General features: G+C 60.6%; 14 protein-coding genes. 12 read left to right on the forward strand and 2 right to left on the reverse strand.

Translation table 11 applies throughout. The annotated features are described in order from the left end of the window. From ABIE16_RS05875 to ABIE16_RS05890, 4 genes are all read left to right on the forward strand, one after another. Window positions 1-948 carry an ABC transporter permease gene (locus ABIE16_RS05875; RefSeq protein ID WP_154909578.1) on the forward strand — a complete coding sequence of 316 codons (948 nt, stop codon included), beginning with the start codon at window positions 1-3 and terminating at the stop codon, window positions 946-948. Beyond that, a complete protein-coding gene (locus ABIE16_RS05880; protein WP_057716221.1) occupies window positions 938-1,747 on the forward strand; it encodes an ABC transporter permease in 810 nt (269 codons plus the stop codon). Before ABIE16_RS05875 ends, ABIE16_RS05880 begins: the two co-directional genes overlap by 11 nt. A gap of 176 nt (window positions 1,748-1,923) precedes the next feature. Further along, complete coding sequence (locus ABIE16_RS05885) at window positions 1,924-3,348, forward strand: gamma-aminobutyraldehyde dehydrogenase (protein WP_150815320.1); 1,425 nt, start codon at window positions 1,924-1,926, stop codon at window positions 3,346-3,348. 439 nt (window positions 3,349-3,787) lie between these two features. Then, window positions 3,788-4,300, forward strand: a complete 513-nt coding sequence (locus ABIE16_RS05890) for a BRO-N domain-containing protein (RefSeq protein WP_429520712.1) — start codon at window positions 3,788-3,790, stop codon at window positions 4,298-4,300. Between the two features lie 150 nt (window positions 4,301-4,450). Here the strand turns inward: ABIE16_RS05890 and ABIE16_RS05895 are convergent, their stop codons facing one another. Next, window positions 4,451-4,636, reverse strand: coding sequence for a hypothetical protein (locus ABIE16_RS05895; protein ID WP_046041279.1), 186 nt, complete (start codon window positions 4,634-4,636; stop codon window positions 4,451-4,453). Window positions 4,637-5,052: 416 nt separating this feature from the next. Here ABIE16_RS05895 and ABIE16_RS05900 point away from each other — a divergent pair, with 416 nt between their 5' ends. From ABIE16_RS05900 to ABIE16_RS05930, 7 genes are all read left to right on the forward strand, one after another. Further along, on the forward strand, window positions 5,053-6,681 hold the full coding sequence (locus ABIE16_RS05900) for a glucan biosynthesis protein D (RefSeq protein WP_057716224.1): 1,629 nt from the start codon (window positions 5,053-5,055) through the stop codon (window positions 6,679-6,681). A gap of 277 nt (window positions 6,682-6,958) precedes the next feature. Continuing rightward, complete coding sequence (locus ABIE16_RS05905) at window positions 6,959-7,873, forward strand: glutamate/aspartate ABC transporter substrate-binding protein (RefSeq protein ID WP_046041277.1); 915 nt, start codon at window positions 6,959-6,961, stop codon at window positions 7,871-7,873. Window positions 7,874-8,067: 194 nt separating this feature from the next. Next, window positions 8,068-8,814 carry an amino acid ABC transporter permease gene (locus ABIE16_RS05910; RefSeq protein WP_057716225.1) on the forward strand — a complete coding sequence of 249 codons (747 nt, stop codon included), beginning with the start codon at window positions 8,068-8,070 and terminating at the stop codon, window positions 8,812-8,814. Continuing rightward, window positions 8,814-9,485: an amino acid ABC transporter permease gene (locus tag ABIE16_RS05915; RefSeq protein ID WP_057716226.1), complete on the forward strand. Its 672-nt coding sequence runs from the start codon at window positions 8,814-8,816 to the stop codon at window positions 9,483-9,485. The genes ABIE16_RS05910 and ABIE16_RS05915 overlap by 1 nt, the downstream gene beginning before the upstream one ends. Then, entirely contained in the window at window positions 9,482-10,216 is a 735-nt protein-coding gene (locus ABIE16_RS05920) for an amino acid ABC transporter ATP-binding protein (protein WP_057716227.1), read from the forward strand. Before ABIE16_RS05915 ends, ABIE16_RS05920 begins: the two co-directional genes overlap by 4 nt. Before the next feature lie 223 nt (window positions 10,217-10,439). After that, window positions 10,440-12,341 carry a sensor histidine kinase gene (locus tag ABIE16_RS05925; protein WP_090453313.1) on the forward strand — a complete coding sequence of 634 codons (1,902 nt, stop codon included), beginning with the start codon at window positions 10,440-10,442 and terminating at the stop codon, window positions 12,339-12,341. Next, the gene (locus ABIE16_RS05930) at window positions 12,338-13,666 is read left to right on the forward strand and encodes a sigma-54-dependent transcriptional regulator (RefSeq protein WP_429520713.1); all 1,329 of its coding nucleotides are present in this window, start codon (window positions 12,338-12,340) and stop codon (window positions 13,664-13,666) included. The genes ABIE16_RS05925 and ABIE16_RS05930 overlap by 4 nt, the downstream gene beginning before the upstream one ends. A gap of 130 nt (window positions 13,667-13,796) precedes the next feature. Here the strand turns inward: ABIE16_RS05930 and ABIE16_RS05935 are convergent, their stop codons facing one another. Next, window positions 13,797-14,828, reverse strand: a complete 1,032-nt coding sequence (locus ABIE16_RS05935) for an alpha/beta fold hydrolase (protein WP_218495014.1) — start codon at window positions 14,826-14,828, stop codon at window positions 13,797-13,799. A 207-nt stretch (window positions 14,829-15,035) separates the two neighbouring features. On the opposite strand from ABIE16_RS05935, the gene ABIE16_RS05940 reads away from it, so the two are divergent. Then, window positions 15,036-20,252 (forward strand): dermonecrotic toxin domain-containing protein, encoded by a 5,217-nt coding sequence (locus ABIE16_RS05940; RefSeq protein WP_429520714.1) that lies wholly within the window; start codon window positions 15,036-15,038, stop codon window positions 20,250-20,252. The last annotated feature ends 35 nt before the right edge of the window (window positions 20,253-20,287 follow it).

Below are 20,287 nucleotides of genomic sequence, written 5' to 3' on the forward strand. Positions count from 1 at the left end.
ATGAGCACCTTGGCTATTTCTCAAACCTCGTCAGGCGGCTCGCCGTTGCGCAGGTTTTCCAACCTGCTGTATCGCCGGCCGAACCTGTACCTGTCGATGCTGCTGGTGCCGCCGCTGCTGTGGTTCGGCGCGATCTACCTGGGTTCATTGCTGGTCCTGCTGTGGCAAGGTTTCTACACCTTCGATGACTTCACCATGGCGGTCACTCCCGACCTGACCCTGGCGAACTTTACCGCGCTGTTCCAGCCGTCGAACTTCGACATCATCCTGCGCACCCTGGGCATGGCGATTGCCGTATCGATTGCCAGCGCCATCGTCGCGTTCCCGATTGCCTACTACATGGCGCGCTACACCACCGGCAAGACCAAGGCGTTTTTCTACATCGCGGTGATGATGCCGATGTGGGCCAGTTACATCGTCAAGGCCTACGCCTGGACACTGCTGCTGGCCAAGGGCGGCGTGGCGCAGTGGTTCGTGCAGCACCTGGGGCTGGAGCCGGTCCTGCAGTTCGTACTGGGCATTCCGGGAGTTGGCGGCAGCACCTTGTCGACCTCGCACCTGGGGCGTTTCATGGTGTTCGTCTACATCTGGCTGCCGTTCATGATCCTGCCGATCCAGGCCTCGCTGGAACGCCTGCCGCCTTCGCTGCTGCAAGCCTCCGCCGACCTCGGCGCCAAGCCGCGCCAGACCTTCATGCAAGTGATTCTGCCGCTGTCGATCCCGGGCATTGCCGCCGGTTCCATCTTCACCTTCTCGCTGACCCTGGGCGACTTCATCGTGCCGCAACTGGTCGGCCCGCCCGGCTACTTCGTCGGCAGCATGGTGTATGCCCAGCAAGGCGCGATCGGCAACATGCCGATGGCCGCTGCTTTCACCCTGGTGCCTATCGTGCTGATCGCCATTTACCTGTCCATCGTCAAACGACTGGGGGCCTTCGATGCACTCTGACAAAGCTTCCCTGGGCCTGCGCCTCGCCGCCTGGGGCGGGTTGGTGTTCCTGCACTTCCCGATCCTGATCATCTTCCTGTACGCCTTCAATACCGAAGACGCGGCGTTCAGCTTTCCACCCAAGGGTTTCACCTGGAAGTGGATCGGCGTGGCGTTCTCGCGGCCGGACGTGCTCGAGGCCATCAAGCTGTCGTTGCAGATCGCCTCGATTGCCACCCTGATCGCCATGGTCCTTGGCACATTGGCTTCGGCCGCGTTGTACCGCCGGGACTTCTTCGGCAAACAAGGCATCTCGCTGATGCTGATCCTGCCGATTGCCCTGCCGGGGATCATCACCGGGATCGCATTGCTGGCGACCTTCAAGACCCTGGGAATCGAGCCGGGGATGTTCACCATCATCGTCGGCCACGCGACCTTCTGTGTGGTGATCGTCTACAACAACGTCATCGCCCGTTTGCGCCGCACCTCACACAGTTTGATCGAGGCCTCGATGGACCTCGGCGCCGACGGCTGGCAGACCTTCCGCTACATCATCCTGCCGAACCTCGGCTCGGCATTGCTGGCCGGCGGCATGCTGGCGTTCGCCCTGTCGTTTGACGAAATCATCGTCACCACCTTCACCGCCGGCCATGAACGCACCCTGCCACTGTGGCTGCTCAACCAGCTCAGCCGCCCACGGGACGTGCCGGTGACCAACGTCGTGGCGATGCTGGTGATGCTGGTGACCATGCTGCCGATCCTCGGCGCTTATTACCTGACCCGTGGTGGCGAAAGCGTGGCTGGCAGCGGTGGTAAGTAACTGACAACTCAATTCCCAATGTGGAAACCGGAACCTGTGGGAGCGAGCTTGCTCGCGATGGCTGACTGACATTCAACATTGATGTTGCCTGACACACCGCTATCGCGAGCAAGCTCGCTCCCACAGGGGGTCGGTTTCCACCGAGAAAAAACAACAGTTCCGAAGAGGACAAAGCCATGCAAACCAAACTCCTGATCAACGGCCAACTGCAAAGCGGCGAAGGCCCCGCCCAACCTGTGTTCAACCCGGCGCTGGGTAGTGTGCTGGTGGAAATCAACGAAGCCAGCGAAGCCCAGGTCGATGCCGCCGTGCGCGCCGCCGACGCTGCGTTCGACAGCTGGTCGCATACCCCGCCGAAAGACCGCTCGCTGCTGCTGCTCAAACTCGCCGATGCCATCGAAGCCCACGGCGAAGAACTGGCCAAACTGGAATCGGACAACTGCGGCAAGCCTTACAGCGCTGCGCTGAACGACGAGATCCCGGCAATTGCCGACGTGTTCCGGTTCTTCGCCGGCGCCAGCCGCTGCATGAGTGGTTCAACCGGTGGCGAGTACTTGCCGGGTCACACCTCGATGATCCGCCGAGATCCGGTGGGCGTGATCGCCTCCATTGCGCCGTGGAACTACCCATTGATGATGGTCGCCTGGAAAATCGCCCCGGCCCTCGCCGCCGGTAATACCGTGGTGCTCAAACCGTCGGAACAGACTCCGCTGACAGCCCTGCGCCTGGCTGAACTGGCGTCGGATATCTTCCCGGCCGGCGTACTCAACCTGGTGTTCGGCCGTGGTCCTACCGTCGGCAGCCCATTGGTCACTCACCCGAAAGTGCGCATGGTGTCGCTGACCGGTTCGATTGCCACCGGCTCGAACATCATTTCCAGCACCGCCGACACCGTCAAACGCATGCACATGGAACTGGGCGGCAAAGCCCCGGTGATCATCTTCGACGACGCCGACATCGATGCCGCCGTCGAAGGCATCCGCACCTTCGGTTTCTACAACGCAGGCCAGGACTGCACCGCCGCCTGCCGCATCTATGCCCAGGAAGGCATTTACGACAAGTTCGTGGAGAAGCTCGGCGCCGCCGTCAGCAGCATCAAGTACGGCTTGCAGGATGATCCGTCGACCGAACTCGGCCCGCTGATCACCGCACAACACCGCGACCGCGTTGCCGGCTTCGTCGAGCGCGCCATCGCCCAGCCACACATTCGTTTGATCACTGGCGGCAAGGCGGTTGAGGGCGATGGTTTCTTCTTCGAACCGACCGTGTTGGCCGACGCACAACAGGACGACGAAATCGTGCGCCGCGAAGTGTTCGGGCCAGTGGTGTCGGTAACCAAATTCACCGATGAAGCCCAAGTGCTGGGCTGGGCCAACGATTCGGACTACGGCCTGGCCTCCTCCGTGTGGACCGCCGACGTCGGCCGCGCCCATCGCCTGTCGGCCCGTTTGCAGTACGGCTGCACCTGGGTGAATACGCACTTCATGCTGGTTAGCGAAATGCCCCACGGCGGTCAGAAACTGTCCGGCTATGGCAAGGACATGTCCATGTATGGGCTGGAGGACTACACCGTTGTGCGGCATGTGATGTTCAAGCACTAAAGCATCGCGAGCAGGCTCGCTCCCACGTTTGGAACGCATTCCCCTGTAGGAGCGAGCCTGCTCGCGATGGCGCCACCGCAACACTGCAAACAGTAAATTCCTACAGATTCAGCCTGCCTGAAAAACCCTCGATTCCTACAACACGCGTCGCCAGAGTAGACTTGGCGCCGCGAGCGCCTGACCGATAGGCTTTGTTCCGTCGCTGCCAAATCAGCGGCCCGGAGTCGAAGCCGGAACATATCAACATGGCGCATCCGCGCCCCCATATGAGCTGGGGCATTTTTTGCCTTTCAGTCTCGCGTTATGGCGGGCCGTGTGGCGCGGGCCTCTCGGCTTCCATGTTGATCGAGAATGTTCCGACTTCGAACGCCTCACGGTCCGCCACCCAAATCTGTCGAAGGATTATTGGCGGCTCCTTTCTTCAACATGGAGTCGAAAAATGCACAAGCACACATCACATCCGACTGAAGCTCCTTCCTGCTTCATCCCTAAAGTCTTCACCCGCCACAACCGCTTCCTCCACGCTTTCATGCAAGACAACCAAGCCTGGTTCTGTGCCCAGGATCTGGGTCGCCTGATGGGCAAATCACTCAATGAACGCCTGACCCTGAAACTCGACCCCGATCAGCGTCGCACCGTCTGGCTGCGCAAAGACGGCAAAACGGTCGAAACCCTGATGGTCAGCGAATCAGGCATGTACGCCCTGTTGGTTCACCACTTCGTCCCGGAAAACCGCAACCTGCGCCAATGGCTGAGCAACGAAGTCATACCTTCGCTGCGTGATGCGAAATCAGAGCCTGTGGAGAACCTGCCAAGCCTGAGTTCCTTGAATTGGGCCGGAGTTTCGGTGCCCTTGCTGTATTACCAGCACCACGCCTGGATCAAGTGGCGAGACATGCCTGAGTTGATGCAGGTGCAGCGCCCCTTCCCAATCGCTGGCACTTGCCGTTGAAGGGATAAATCGAGCCGATCAAAAAGGGAAACTGTAGGAGCGAGCTTGCTCGCGATGGACTCAAAGACACCGCGTACATCCAGAACGGACGCGTCATCGTTAAAGACCATCGCGAGCAGGCTCGCTCCTACATTACTGCTCCAGGTCCACTCAAAACCGCGAAACACTCCTCATCGCGTCCACCAGATACCTCATCGCAATCCTGTCGCTCTCCGACAGCTCCCGATAGCGTTCCACCAGTTTCATTTCCTCGCTGTTGAGCCGGCGTCTTCGTCGCCCCAGGGCCAGACACGGAAAGATTCCCAACATTTCGGTGATGCCTTGTACTTTCGACATGGACGATGTCCTTCTAAACGTCAAAGAAAACTGCAAAAAACCGCATCGCCCTACCCCTTTTCGGCAGCCGCATCGTGCCGACTGAACCGCACCGGTCTTTCGGGCTTAAACCGGTCATGTGCACAGAATAGAAATAATCCGGGCGCTGAAAAGCGGTTTTTAGAGTAATTAGTCGAAAAAAGCAGAAATGCCCTCTAAATCAGAAACCCCTGTCGGAATTGTTTCCCGACATGTCTTGTTTCATTGCCGAGCCAGCGCAGTGCCATCAATCAATTTTGCTCCGCATTCGAACGGTTTAAGCTGTCGGGCATCTGTTTATAAGTCCGTTGCGTTTGGCCGAAGGCATGTCCGAACCGATATTTCTGATCCAGCACGTGCCAGGAACGGCGCGGGATTGCTCACGACAGGTTGTATTTATGCACCGCAGGAACTTGCTCAAAGCCTCCATGGCCATCGCGGCCTACACCGGTTTGTCCGCCACGGGCCTGTTGGCCGCCAAGGCCTGGGCCGCCAGCGGTGGCACCGCTGATGGCGAGGCCACCGCGTTCGATTTCGAGGCGCTGAAGCTCCAGGCCAAACAGCTCGCCAGCAATCGCTACCAGGACACCAAGCAACAGTTGCCGCCGACCCTGGCGACCATGACCCCGCAGAACTTCAATGCGATTCGCTACGACGGCAATCATTCGTTGTGGAAAGAAAACAAGGGGCAGCTGGACGTGCAGTTCTTCCACGTCGGCATGGGGTTCAAGCAGCCGGTGCGCATGTACAGCGTCGATCCGAAAACCCGGATGGCCCGCGAAGTGCATTTCCGCCCGTCGCTGTTCAACTATGAAAACACCACGGTCGACACCGCACAGCTCAAGGGCGACCTGGGTTTCTCCGGCTTCAAGTTGTTCAAGGCCCCGGAACTGGACAAGCACGACGTCGTGTCCTTCCTCGGCGCCAGTTACTTCCGTGCGGTAGACGCCACCGGCCAGTACGGTTTGTCGGCCCGCGGTCTGGCGATCGACACCTACGCCAAGAAACGCGAAGAATTTCCCGACTTCACCAAGTTCTGGTTCGAGACTCCGAACAAGGACAGCACCCGCTTCGTGGTCTACGCCCTGCTCGACTCGCCGAGCGCCACCGGCGCCTACCGCTTCGATATCGACTGCCAGGCCGAGCGCGTGGTGATGGAGGTCGATGCCCACGTCAACGCACGCACCGCCATCGACCAGCTGGGCATCGCGCCGATGACCAGCATGTTCAGTTGCGGCACCCACGAGCGCCGGATGTGCGACACCATTCACCCGCAAATCCACGACTCCGACCGCCTGGCCATGTGGCGCGGTAACGGCGAGTGGATCTGCCGCCCGCTGAACAACCCGGCCACCCTGCAATTCAATGCCTTCGCCGATACCGACCCGAAGGGCTTCGGCCTGGTGCAGACCGACCACGAGTTCGCCAGCTATCAGGACACCGTCGACTGGTACAGCCGTCGCCCGAGCCTGTGGGTAGAACCGACCACGGCGTGGGGCGAAGGCTCGGTCGATCTGCTGGAGATCCCGACAACCGGCGAGACCATGGACAACATCGTCGCCTTCTGGACGCCGAAGAAACCGGTGGCGGCGGGCGACTCGCTGAACTACGGCTACAAGCTGTACTGGAGCGCATTGCCGCCGGTCGGAACGCCGCTCGCACGGGTCAATGCGACCCGTTCCGGGATGGGCGGCTTCACCGAGGGCTGGGCGCCGGGCGAACACTATCCGCCAGTCTGGGCCCGTCGTTTTGCCGTGGACTTCACCGGCGGCGGCCTGGACCGCTTGCCTGAAGGCACGGGCATCGAGCCTGTAGTCACTTGCTCGAACGGCGAGGTCAAGGATTTCAGCGTTCTCAAGCTCGATGACATCAAGGGCTACCGCATCCTGTTTGACTGGTACCCGACCAATGACAGCGTCGAGCCTGTCGAGCTGCGCCTGTTCATCCGCACCAACGACCGCACGCTGAGTGAAACCTGGTTGTACCAGTACTTCCCGCCAGCACCGGACAAGCGCAAATACATTTGATGATCGGGTAGCACCCTGCCACCATTCGGTTTTCCGAACGCGACCTGCGGGTCGGTTCGGTTAACCGGATCATCCCAGTGAAATCCCAACGCAAAAAATATTTAATTTCCTTGTAAATCAACGCTTTGACCAATTCACACTGGTCTGGCACGAGTCATGCTCTACACTTCATCGACGAATGTCCTTTGCGCCGACTCATCGTAGCGCTCAGGTGTTTTGCAGCACAAAAGGGCCGGTGAACTGGCTCCATAAAAAAAACAATGTCGAGGAAAATTTGATGCGCATCGTTCCCCATATCCTGGGCGCAGCCATTGCTGCCGCTCTGATCAGCACGCCAGTTTTCGCCGCCGAACTCACCGGCACCCTGAAGAAGATCAAAGAGTCCGGCACCATCACCCTGGGCCATCGCGACGCTTCCATTCCGTTTTCCTATATCGCGGATGCTTCCGGCAAACCGGTCGGCTACTCCCACGACATCCAGCTGAAAGTCGTCGAAGCGCTGAAAAAAGACCTCGACATGCCGAACCTCCAGGTCAAGTACAACCTGGTGACTTCGCAAACCCGTATCCCGCTGGTGCAAAACGGCACCGTGGACCTCGAGTGCGGCTCCACCACCAACAACGTCGAGCGTCAGCAGCAAGTTGACTTCTCCGTTGGCATCTTCGAAATCGGTACTCGCCTGCTGTCCAAGGCAGACTCCAAGTACAAGGATTTCCCTGATCTGGCCGGCAAGAACGTTGTGACCACCGCTGGCACCACGTCCGAGCGCATCCTCAAGGCGATGAACGCCGACAAGCAGATGGGCATGAACGTCATCTCCGCCAAAGACCACGGCGAGTCGTTCCAGATGCTGGAAACCGGCCGCGCAGTGGCCTTCATGATGGACGACGCCCTGCTGGCCGGTGAAGCAGCCAAGGCCAAGAAGGCAAGTGACTGGGCCGTGACCGGCACTCCACAGTCCTACGAAATCTACGGCTGCATGGTGCGCAAAGGCGACGAACCGTTCAAAAAGGCTGTGGATGACGCCATCAAGGCCACCTACGCATCGGGCGAGATCAACAAGATCTACGAAAAATGGTTCATGCAACCGATCCCGCCAAAAGGTCTGAACCTGAACTTCCCGATGAGCGACGAGCTCAAGGCCCTGATCGCCAAACCGACTGATAAAGCGGCTGACGACAAGAAGTCCTGATTTCTGACTAACCTTATCTCCTGAGAGGGCCCTGGCCCTTTCAGGAGGTGGTCACTTCCTGCTGGCATTTTTTGGAAACACTCGAACCGGTGGCTGTCGAGCCGGGAGCGTGTGCCTGATCGTAAAGGTCGGGCGGGAACGGAGCTTCCCCCAAGCGGGCACTTGTACATTGATTGAACTGAGGGGAGACCCTAATGAATTACAACTGGGACTGGGGCGTGTTCTTCAAGTCCACCGGCGTGGGCAGCGAGACCTATTTCGACTGGTACGTGACCGGTCTGGCCTGGACCATCGGCATCGCCATCGCGGCCTGGATCATCGCCCTGACACTGGGCTCGATCCTGGGCGTCATGCGTACCGTGCCGAACCGTATCGTATCGGGCATCGCCACCTGCTACGTCGAACTCTTCCGTAACGTGCCGCTGCTGGTTCAGCTGTTCATCTGGTACTTCCTGGTACCCGACCTGCTGCCGGCCGACCTGCAAGAGTGGTACAAGCAGGATCTGAACCCGACCACCTCGGCCTTCCTCAGCGTCGTCGTGTGCCTGGGCCTGTTCACTACCGCCCGGGTTTGCGAACAGGTGCGCACCGGTATCCAGGCCCTGCCAAAAGGCCAGGAATCCGCGGCTCGCGCCATGGGTTTCAAGCTGCCGCAGATCTACTGGAACGTGCTGCTGCCCCAGGCCTACCGGATCATCATTCCGCCGCTTACTTCGGAATTCCTCAACGTCTTCAAGAACACCTCCGTGGCCTCGCTGATCGGTTTGATGGAGCTGCTCGCGCAGACCAAGCAGACCGCCGAGTTCTCCGCCAACCTGTTCGAAGCCTTCACCCTGGCAACGCTGATCTACTTCACCCTGAACATGAGCCTGATGTTGCTGATGCGCGTGGTCGAGAAGAAAGTCGCCGTACCGGGCCTGATTTCCGTAGGGGGTAAATGATGGAATTCGACTTCTCGGGCATCATCCCGTCCCTGCCGGGCCTGTGGAACGGCATGATCATGACCCTCAAGCTGATGGCCATGGGCGTGATCGGCGGCATCATCCTCGGCACCATCCTTGCCTTGATGCGCCTGTCCCACAACAAAGTGCTGTCGAACATCGCCGGCGCGTACGTTAACTATTTCCGCTCGATCCCCTTGCTGCTGGTGATCACCTGGTTCTACCTGGCGGTACCGTTCGTGCTGCGCTGGATCACCGGCGAAGACACGCCGATCGGCGCGTTCGCCTCGTGCATCGTGGCGTTCATGATGTTCGAAGCGGCGTACTTCTGCGAAATCGTCCGCGCCGGTGTGCAGTCGATTCCCAAGGGCCAGATGGGCGCTGCCCAGGCGCTGGGCATGAGTTACGGGCAGATGATGCGCCTGATCATCCTGCCGCAAGCGTTCCGCAAGATGACGCCACTGTTGCTGCAACAGAGCATCATCCTGTTTCAGGACACCTCGCTGGTCTACGCCGTCGGCCTGGTGGACTTCCTCAATGCTTCGCGCGCCAGTGGCGACATCATTGGCCGCTCCAATGAGTTCCTGATTTTCGCGGGTCTCGTGTACTTCATCATCAGCTTTGCCGCCTCGCAGCTGGTCAAGCGTCTGCAAAAAAGGTTCGCCGTATGATCTCTATCAAAAGCATCAACAAGTGGTATGGGGACTTCCAGGTACTGACTGATTGCAGCACCGAGGTCAAGAAAGGCGAAGTGATCGTGGTGTGCGGGCCATCCGGTTCCGGCAAGTCGACCCTGATCAAGTGCGTCAACGCCCTGGAACCGTTCCAGAAAGGCGACATCGTGGTCGACGGCACCTCCATCGCCGACCCGAAGACCAACCTGCCGAAACTGCGCTCGCGCGTGGGCATGGTGTTCCAGCATTTCGAGCTGTTCCCGCACCTGACCATCACCGAAAACCTGACCATCGCGCAGATCAAGGTGTTGGGCCGCAGCAAGGAAGAGGCCACCAAGAAAGGCCTGCAACTGCTCGAACGCGTCGGTCTCTCGGCCCACGCCCACAAGCATCCTGGCCAACTGTCCGGCGGTCAGCAGCAGCGTGTGGCGATTGCCCGTGCGCTGGCGATGGACCCGATCGTCATGCTGTTCGACGAACCGACCTCGGCGCTAGACCCGGAAATGGTCAACGAAGTGCTCGACGTGATGGTGCAACTGGCCCACGAAGGCATGACCATGATGTGCGTGACCCACGAAATGGGCTTCGCCCGTAAAGTGGCCGACCGCGTGATTTTCATGGACCAGGGCAAGATCATCGAAGACTGCAAGAAAGAAGAGTTCTTCGGTGACATCAATGCCCGCGCGGAGCGTACGCAGCACTTCCTCAACAAGATTCTGCAGCACTAAGCAAACACCGTTCCCCTAATGTGGGAGCGGGCTTGTGTGGCGAGGGGGCTTGCCCCCGTTGGGTCGCGGAGCGGCCCCTGCATTGCAAAGTCGAACCGCGTGTGTAGGGTTTACGACTGCTTCGCAGCCGAACGGGGGCAAGCCCCCTCGCCACAGAGCTCGCTCCCACAGGGGCCGGCGGTGGCTTGCAGATTTGTGTTGTGGTTGACCCAAGGCATCTGTGATGAAATGCGACCCCACTCTTTATCGCGCCACGTCGCCATCACTCGCCGTGAAACCCCGTCTGGTTCGTCATTTGTTCCTGCCGCCACTGATCATCGCCATGATGATCGGCCTGGGCTATATCGGCTTCTGGATCAGTGAGCACTACGGCATCCGCAGCCTCAGCGAAAACGGCCAGCGCCAGCTGGAACTGCACGCGCGCGCCGTCGAAAGCGAAATCAGCAAATACACCTACCTGCCCAGCCTGCTGGAACTCGAAACCAGCGTTTCGCAGTTGCTGGCCGACCCGACTCCGGAATACCGGCAGACGGTCAACGATTACCTCGAAGGCCTGAACCGACGCAGCCGCAGTCGGGCCATCTACGTGATGGACACCACCGGTCGCGTCATGGCCACCAGCAACTGGCGCGATGTCGACAGTTACCTGGGTGAAGACCTGTCCTTTCGCGCCTATTTCCAGAACGCCGTGCGCGGTCAGCCGGGGCGTTTCTATGGCATCGGCAGCACCAACGGCGAACCCGGTTACTACTTGGCCCATGGCCTGGAAGAACACGGCAAGATCATCGGCGTCGCCGTGGTCAAGGTCCGCCTGGAAGCCATGGAAGAACGCTGGCAACGGGCTCGCCTGGAAGCCTTCGTCAGCGACGAAAACGGCATCATCATTCTTTCCAGCGATCCGGCTCGGCGCTTGAAATCGGTGGTGCCGCTGAGCGAAGAAACCAAGGAAAAACTCGCCCGCAGCCTGCAGTACTACTGGTTCCCGCTCAACGAACTGCAGCCGCTGGCCCGGGAAACCCTGTCCGAAGGCGTGGAAAAACTCACGTTCCCGGCCAACAGCGAGCTGGTGTCCGACGATGAAAACATCAGCTATCTGGCGCAAACCCGGCCGTTGAGCGATACACCGTGGAATTTCACCCTGCTCACGCCACTCCAGGACTTGCGCCGCGAAGCGATCAACCAGGGGATCCTGGTGGCCGTGGCGTTTGCCCTCCTGGCGTTCCTTTTGATCGCCTGGAACGAGCGGCGCAAGGTGATCGCCACCCGCCTCGCAGCCCGGGAAGCCTTGCAGGAAGCCAACAATCAGCTGGAGCGTCGGATTACCGAACGCACCACCGACCTGCGCGCCAGCAACGAACGGCTCAAGGGCCAGATCCGCGAACGCCGGCTCGCCGAAGAGACTTTGCGCCGTGCCCAGGATGAACTGGTGCAGGCCGGAAAACTCGCGGCCATCGGCCAGATGTCCACCAGCATCGCCCACGAACTGAACCAGCCGCTGGCGGCGCTGCGCACCTTGTCCGGCAATACCGTGCGCTTCCTCGAACGCGGCCAGCTCGACGTAGCCAGCACCAACCTCAAGACCATCAACGAACTGATCGACCGCATGGGCCGGATCACTGCCAGCCTGCGTTCGTTCGCCCGGCGCGGAGACGACAAAGGCCAGGCCTGCCTCGGCAAAGCGGTGGACGCGGCCCTGCAATTGCTAGGCGCCCGGGTGGAAAATATTCAGCTGCAATTACACCGCGACTTCACCGATGTGCAGGTGCAGATCGACCAGACCCGCCTGGAGCAGATTCTGGTCAACCTGATCGGTAACGCCCTCGACGCCATGCAAGCGCAGCCGCAACCCGAGTTGTGGCTCGAAGGCGAAACGTTCGATGGCAAATACCGCCTGCGGGTGCGTGACAACGGCCACGGCATCGACGCCGAAGCGCGCAAGCACCTGTTCGAACCGTTTTTCACCACCAAACCCGGCGAACAGGGCCTGGGCCTGGGCCTGACCCTTTCCGCCAGCCTCGCCGCCGCCACCGGCGGTCACCTGGGTGTCGAGCACCCGGCCAGCGGTGGTACTGCATTCGTCCTCAGTTTACCGTTGGTAAGCCCCACTCTCGCCGAGCCAATATGAACAACGACCTTAGTGTATTGATTGTCGAAGACGACCCCCATGTGCTGCTCGGCTGCCAACAGGCGCTGACCCTGGAAGACATTCCCTGCATTGGCGTGGGCAGCGCCGAAGAAGCCCTGGAGCGGGTCGGCGACAACTTCGCCGGCATCGTCGTCAGCGACATTCGCCTGCCGGGCATCGATGGCCTGGAACTGCTGACCCGGCTCAAGGCCCGCGACCGCAGCCTGCCGGTGGTGCTGATCACCGGGCACGGCGACATCTCCATGGCCGTCGGCGCGATGCAGAAAGGCGCCTACGACTTCATGGAAAAGCCGTTCTCCCCGGAGCGCCTGGTGGACGTGGCCCGCCGCGCCCTGGAGCAACGCAGCCTGGCGCGGGAAGTCTCGTCGTTACGTCGGCAACTGGCCGAGCGCGACTCCCTCGAAGGGCGGATCATCGGCCGTTCGCCAGCCATGCAGAATTTGCGTGAACTGATCGCCAACGTCGCCGACACCTCGGCCAACGTGCTGATCGAGGGCGAAACCGGCACTGGCAAAGAACTGGTCGCTCGTTGCCTGCATGATTTCAGTCGGCGCCACACCAAACAGTTCGTCGCACTGAACTGCGGCGGCCTGCCGGAAAACCTGTTCGAAAGCGAAATTTTCGGCCACGAGGCCAACGCCTTTACCGGCGCGGGCAAACGGCGGATCGGCAAGATCGAACACGCGGACGGCGGCACGCTGTTCCTCGACGAAGTGGAAAGCATGCCCCTGCCCTTGCAGATCAAACTGCTGCGGGTATTACAGGAGCGCACCCTCGAACGCCTCGGCTCGAACCAGAGCGTGGCGGTGGATTGCCGTGTCATCGCAGCGACCAAATCCGACCTCGTCGAGTCGAGCAAGGCCGGCGAGTTCCGCAGTGACCTGTATTACCGCCTCAACGTGGTGACCCTGGAACTGCCGCCGCTGCGCGAGCGCCGCGAAGACATCCTGCAATTGTTCGAACACTTTTTGCAGCAGTCGTCCCTACGCTTCGATCGCACGGTGCCGGAGCTGGACAACCAGACCGTTTCGAACCTGATGAGCCACGATTGGCCGGGTAACGTGCGTGAATTGCGCAACGTTGCCGAGCGCTTTGCCCTGGGCCTGCCGGCGTTCAAGAAAACCGGTGCCAGTGGCGGCAATCAGGGGCTGGCCTTTGCCGAAGCGGTGGAAGCGTTCGAGCGCAATCTGCTCAGCGACGCCTTGCAACGCAGCGGCGGCAACCTGACCCAGGCCAGCCAGGAACTGGGCATGGCCAAGACCACTCTGTTCGACAAAGTGAAAAAGTACGGCCTGAGTCATTAGGGGGCTTGCTCAAAGCGACCCAGAACCTGTGGGAGCGAGCTTGCTCGCGATGGCGCCGGGCCAGTCGACATCATCGTTGGCTGAAACACCGCAATCGCGAGCAAGCTCGCTCCCACAGATGATCGGGGGGTTACAGGAGGTTGCGATCGGCCACAGGCTCGATTTGCGCCCAATGTGACGTGTCTTCTCGGTGCTCGCGCAAGTACGGCAACACCGCCGCCAGCAACGGCGCCTTGAACGCCTCCTGGAAACGATGGGCCAGGCCCGGAATCAAGATCAACTGACTGCCGCGCAGATGCGCCGCCAGATGCACCCCGTGCATCACCGGCAACAGCGGGTCGGCGGTGCCATGCACCACCAGCGCCGGCACCCGCAACTGATTGAGCAGGGTCACCCGGCTCGGCTCGGCGAGAATGGCCATGATCTGGCGTTTCACGCCCTCGGGATTGAACGCCCGGTCATAGGACTGCGCCGCCTGATGCAGCAACGCCTGGCGATCGTCGGTCACTATCGGGCTGCCCAGCGCCGCCAGCAGGTCGGCCTGTTGCTCCAGGGCCACTTCGCGGTTCGGTGCGCCGCGCCGCGCCAACAACTGCACCAGCGCCGCACTCGGGGCCGGCAAGCCTTCGGCGCCGGAGGTGGTCATGATCAGGGTCAGACTCTCGACCCGTTGTGGTGCCATGGCAGCCATGTGCTGGGCAATCATGCCGCCCATGCTGGCGCCCAACACGTGGAATTGATCGATGTGCAAGGCGTCCATCAAGCCCAGGCCATCGTCGGCCATGTCGGTCAGCGAGTACGGTGACGACACCGGCAATCCGAGTTTGTAGCGCAGCACTTCGAAGGTCAGGTTGGCGTCGGCCGGTGCTTGCCGCCAGGTCGACAGGCCGACATCGCGATTGTCATAGCGGATCACCCGGAACCCCTGCTGGCACAGGGCGACAACCACTTCGTCCGGCCAGTGAATCAATTGCCCGCCCAGCCCCATCACCAACAGCAATGCCGGATCCGACGCACGGCCAATGCTCTGGTACGCCAGGCTTACCTGGGCCAGATCCACCCGTTCGGTCGGAACATTGACATCACAACGCGAAGCCGCCAATGACGGCAGGCCGAATAAAAAGGCGGCCAAAAAAACAAATCTTGATAAGAAAACACGCATGAAGAAACACCGAAACGCAGAACCCCAGTAGAGCGCGAGTCTGATGAAGTTTGTTCAAGCGCGCTGCCACAGTTACGTGACAGTTTGATGAAGAGTGCCGGACGGTCATCAGACCAGACAGCAGCACGCGATAACTATGTACCACCATGCCTCTTCTCGAACGAACTTTAATGGCCCCGATTTTTTCACCCATCGGAGTCCTTCTTCATGCACGAATCACCTGCCGCACCGCTGGCCGACTTCGGCCACGTCGCCTCATTGGCCCGAGGCACGGATGAAAACCTGTACCTGAGCGCCTCGGCGCGCTGGAACGACTGCCGCGATCAATGGCTGGCCCTCATGGCACAGAACCCGCAAGTTCCCTTGACCACGAACTGGTGGCAGGCACGCGCACGCGGTACCGACGTTTCACGCAAGGCACAGGCCCTTCGCTTGTATCGCCAGCATTTCGAAGCGTCGTGCCAATTGGCATTTGCCCAGGGCACCTTGAATGCCGAACAGCTCAGCGTGCTGCTGGATCTCGTCAACCCGGCAGCGCAGACAACTTCCCCCGAGATCCTGGTTTACGTTGAGACCCTGTCGCTCGGGGGCAACAGCAGTCTGACTGACGAACTGGCGGGTGCTCTGGTCATTACCCGCAACACCGACCAACCGGTCACCCAGTTGCTGTATCTGCCGTCTCGGCAAGCGCCCTGGATGACCTTTGAAAATCGCAACAGTCTGGAACGCTGGTTGACCCAGCAGCAACCCGAACCCGAGGGCAGCCGCGTCACTGTCGATTACACCGTATTGGACACCCCGCAGCTGACGAAAAGTGCCGAGTCCCTTTTGGCGGGACTGGCCACGGCCCCTGCCGAGCGGCAACGCAACGACCGTGTTTTTGCCTCGCCCACCGACCTGCCCCTGCCGGATACAAGCAACGACATCGCTCCGTTCGGGCAACTGAGCCCCGACGTTCCCTTCAGTCTGCGTCACAGCGCTTTAGTGCAACAGCAAACGGCACTGCAAAACTTTCTGGGGCCGGACTTTGCAGGCACCACCGACGACCCGCGCATGCAGCGGCTGCAACAGCAATTCGACGCTCTGCGCGCCGCCGAACAGGCCAGCAGCGAGGCCGCAAGTGCCCTGTTAAGCGCCGACGATGCACCGCAACTGCTGGAACTGCGCCACTCGTCGGGCACACATTACAAGGCCCTGTACCAGGCGCGCCTGAGTGGCCTGCGTGCCGAAGCCGACCTGCAATTGAACCTGAATCAGATCAGCAGCGATGAATATCAGTGGCTGACGGCCGTGCTCGACGCGCCCGAAAAACCTCGACCGGCCGATGTGGTGGTCGCCCGACTGGTGTTGACCGCGACTGACAGCGAAGGCGACACCCTCCGCACGCAGACCCAGGAGCTCGACGGTGTACTGCTGTTTGCCCGGCCATCGGCATTGCTGCCGTCCGCCAGCGACAGCGTGTTGCTCTACTGGCCCGGACATTTCGGCGGCCTGCAACGGTTCGCCTCCCGCCAGGCACTGGAGCAGAAGATGTTCAGGCAGCCGGCCAACGACGACACGCAAGCGCTGCAGCTTTTGCCGCTGGCCGGCAACCCGTTCGAGTACGCCCTGCAAACCCAGCTTCACAGCTGTGAACAGCATGCGACGCGGCTGATGACCGCCAACCCCGTGCCCTCCCATGCCGGCCAACGCGCGGCGGAACTGGAAAAACTGCGTGAACAGACGCTCGCCCGCCTGACCGTCCCCACTGTCTCCGCGCGGGAGCTGGCCTTCGCACAAATCGTCGAGCAAAACCGCAGCGCCACGCTGGCAACACGCTTGCCGTCCTCCCTCAGCGCACTGTCCGCGGCCGAACGCGATCGGCTCAAGGCGTTGTTCACCGCTTACATCGCGGCGATGAAGCGCTCCCATCAACTGCTTGAACGGGAACTGCCACTGCGCGAGTCATTCAGCAAAAAGGCCATCGACGCCCGCCTGCGTAAAGACTTCGCCCTGACGCAAACCGCTGAAGTGATGCTGGACATCCCCGACACCACTACGTGGCGCAAGGTGCTGATCGAGGGCGCAGCGCCGGGAACACCGCAAAAGAATGTACTGACCGGCAGCGAACAGCGCAGCTTGTTGTCCCTCGCCGAACTGGCGCAAGGCAATATCGATCAGTCGATGTGGTATCGGGTGTCGTTGATGCGGGTCCAGATCAGCGGCGCCGACGAGGCGCAACGGCAGAAACTGAAAACCGGCATCACCCAGGACTACCTGCGCAACATGGTCACCGAGCTGGATCTGGCCGGGAAATACGAAAGGCTGATTCGCGAGACCTTCCTTGGCGCCCCTAGCGCCTCGGCCTTCAGCAATGAATTTCGTCGTGAATGCCTGAACGAACCGTGGCGGTTGATGCTCCAGTTGCACGGCGAATTCGCCGTGCTGGCCAAGGACATCGACGTCTCGGGCCAGCGCGTGCTGCAGATCGCCATCGACGCCAACAGTCGTGAAGCCTTTGCGGTCGACGGCAAGCGCATCGTGTTGTTGCCCGCGCACCTGACCGTTGGCGGCACGGACACGCCGGGCGAGGGGCCGAGCACCCTGGCCGGGGTGACTTTTATCGTCGAGCAGATCAGCGGCCTGACCCTGCTCTATCGGCCTGACTGCCCCGATGGGGTGTTTGTGCGTCAGTTCGACAGCCTTGAACAGGCGCGGACGTTCCTCTTCAACCAATGCCTGAACAGCACGATGGTCAACTATTTGGCCGGTCGCGCCCTGACCGGGGAATTTGCCTCGCACGTCAGCCGGATCAACCAGGCCCGGGTGAAAAACTTCGATGCCCTGATCGGCGTCGGCACCGCCTGGCCAGCCAGTACATCCCTGGCAGCGCATCTGCTCAATGTGCACATGGGCCGTTTGCTGGAGGCGCATCGGTCGACATCGCGCTCCAACGATGCCTTGTATCTTGAGCACGTCGCGCTGCGCTCCGGGGCCATGTTCAACTACTTGAAAATGGCGCTGGGCGTCGTGCCTTTCATCGGTACCGCCATTGCCCTGTACGACGCCTGGAACAGCGCCAACCAAGCAGCGGCGGCCTTCCTGCGCGGTGATGTCGGCCATGGCCTGGCCGAGGTGGAAGCCGTGTTGCTGTCGTTGATCGACGCTGCCATGGATGTACTGCCCGTTGTTGGCGCCACTTCCAGTGCCGCGCGCGCCGCCACTCGCGGGCGACAATTGCGCGCCCTGACCAAACAACCGGGCGCCTTGCAGGTCTCGACCCCGCAGCAGGTCCGACGCACCCTCGAACGCTTCAGGGGCTATGAGTACGAACACGAGATTTCCTTCGCCGGCCTGCAACCGGGCACCGAAGGGATTTATCGCAACGTTTATCGCCACGCCGATGGCGACTTCATGGTCAGCCAGGGTCGTATCTATCGCATCGAATTGACCGACAACCCACCGCAATGGCGCTTGAGTGCAACCAGCACCCGAACCTACAAACAACCCATCGCCCTGGATGAAACCGGCCACTGGAAAACCCATTACGCGGTGTACGGCACCGTGACGGCAGGCGGCGGAGCCGGTGGCGGCGCGGTGCTCGGCCACATGGCTGACGGCCTCGACCCGCTCTGGCCCGCCGCCATTCGCCGCTGGCTGCCACGCTGGTGGACGGATCGGGCGTTGCGACGCCAGTTGACGCTGACCAACACTGCCGATGCCTACTCCCGGCGCATCGGGACCCAGACCCGCAGTTCCAACACTGTGCTGGAACATTACTTCAGCCTTGACCGGGAGCAGCGCCAACCGCTTCGAGCCAATGCCGACATTCTTTGCGTGAACGACATCGAGCTGGCGCAGGCCCAGTACCTGAACCTTGAAGAACTGATGCTGATCAGCCACGGCCGCAGACGCATGCTGGTCGAAGATGCTCAAAGCCGCTGCGCCTGGGTCATCGTCGACCGATGGGTACGGCGGATCGCTTTGGTCAAGGAGCGCCTGGTGGAACACCTCAACCGCATCGATCAAATGATTGCCCGTTCGGAGGCCACGCCGTTCAGCAATACCACCGCACACATTCAACTGATGGCGCAACGCAAGGAAATCCGAATCGAGTTTCTCAAGGACTTCGACCGGCTTCACACTCAGGTCGCAGAAGCCAATCGATGGAACGGACGGATCACCAACCGCGTGCAAAAATCAAAGATGGCCCCGGATATGGCCACGGTTAACGAAAAATTCAGCGATGCCAACTACTACTATCTGAAAACGGCAAATGAGCTGGAGATCATCACTCACTACAACGCCGTCACCGACCAGTCCTGGGTCTACTTTCACGTACAGTTGAAACAGGCCCGCGACAAGGTCGGGCGAGCGCTGCTGACCCAACATCAATTGCCTGAAGTACAGGCCACGTTTACCCAGCGCAACAAGGTGCTCGAAGATTGCCTGGCGACCTATGCCGAATTTCGTCGCAACCTCGGGGCCTGGTCCCTGGGTTATCCGCAGCATCTGGATCTGGAGCAAGTCACGGCGTTTCTCGACAATCTGGCAGAAGTCGAAGCGGCGGCTCGTCATGCCATCAAGACTCGCCCGTCCAAAAGTGCGAAAGCGGTAAATGCGTCAAAGCAGCTGTTCGAGACGGAAGACAATCAGTTGCTCATCGGCATCGCCAGCACGGATACCGCAACCCGCCAACAGCGCTTCACCGTCGAGGGTGCAAATGGGTTCAGGGAAACCTGGCTACCCCGTTCCTCCAGCGGCAAATATCACCTCAGTGAACCCGTGGCGGCAGCGCCAACGGAACTTGTGACCGATATCACGCCGTTGCTGGTGGAGGCCAGGAAAAGGCTCGGCACCGTGGACGCCTACAAAAGCAAAGTCGAAGGCCACGCCCGTCAGGACATGTTGCCGGTCGATCTGGAACACATGATGATCAGTGAAGCCGAGGAACTGAACATGCGAGCCCGGGCCATCGAACGCCTGTCGCCCACGGAGACGGTCGCGCTGCAATTGCGCAATCGCGCGAATGAATTGACCCGTGCCGGCCGCACGTTGCGTATTGAGCAGACCCTGAACAGCAAAACCCCCACCGAGGGCTATCTGGACTATCTGCTTGAACAACGCGTGGTGGACATCCGCAAGGAGGGCGGCCTGCGCGATCTGGGCAAACGCGCAGACGGACGACGGGATTTTCTGCAGGAGTACGAGGTGCGCGACCTGCGCAGCGAACCGGCGCAACCCCTGTGGTACGCACACTTCCACTACACCTCGGCCAAGCCCCAGTTCAGCGACTTCGTCAAAGGCCATCTGAAACTGCCGGAACAACGCAACCTGGGCCTGCAATGGCAGAAGGACGTGGCCGCCAGTGGCGGTACGGTCGAGGCAATCTGGCGCGGAGACATTGGCAAACCGCTGGGCAACAAACACTTTTCCTCGCTGTAAAGCAACAACGGCGGAGCACACCATGTGCTCCGCCG

Origin of the sequence: Pseudomonas sp. 2725 (assembly GCF_050434585.1) — a bacterium.
GTDB classification, from domain to species: domain Bacteria; phylum Pseudomonadota; class Gammaproteobacteria; order Pseudomonadales; family Pseudomonadaceae; genus Aquipseudomonas; species Aquipseudomonas jessenii.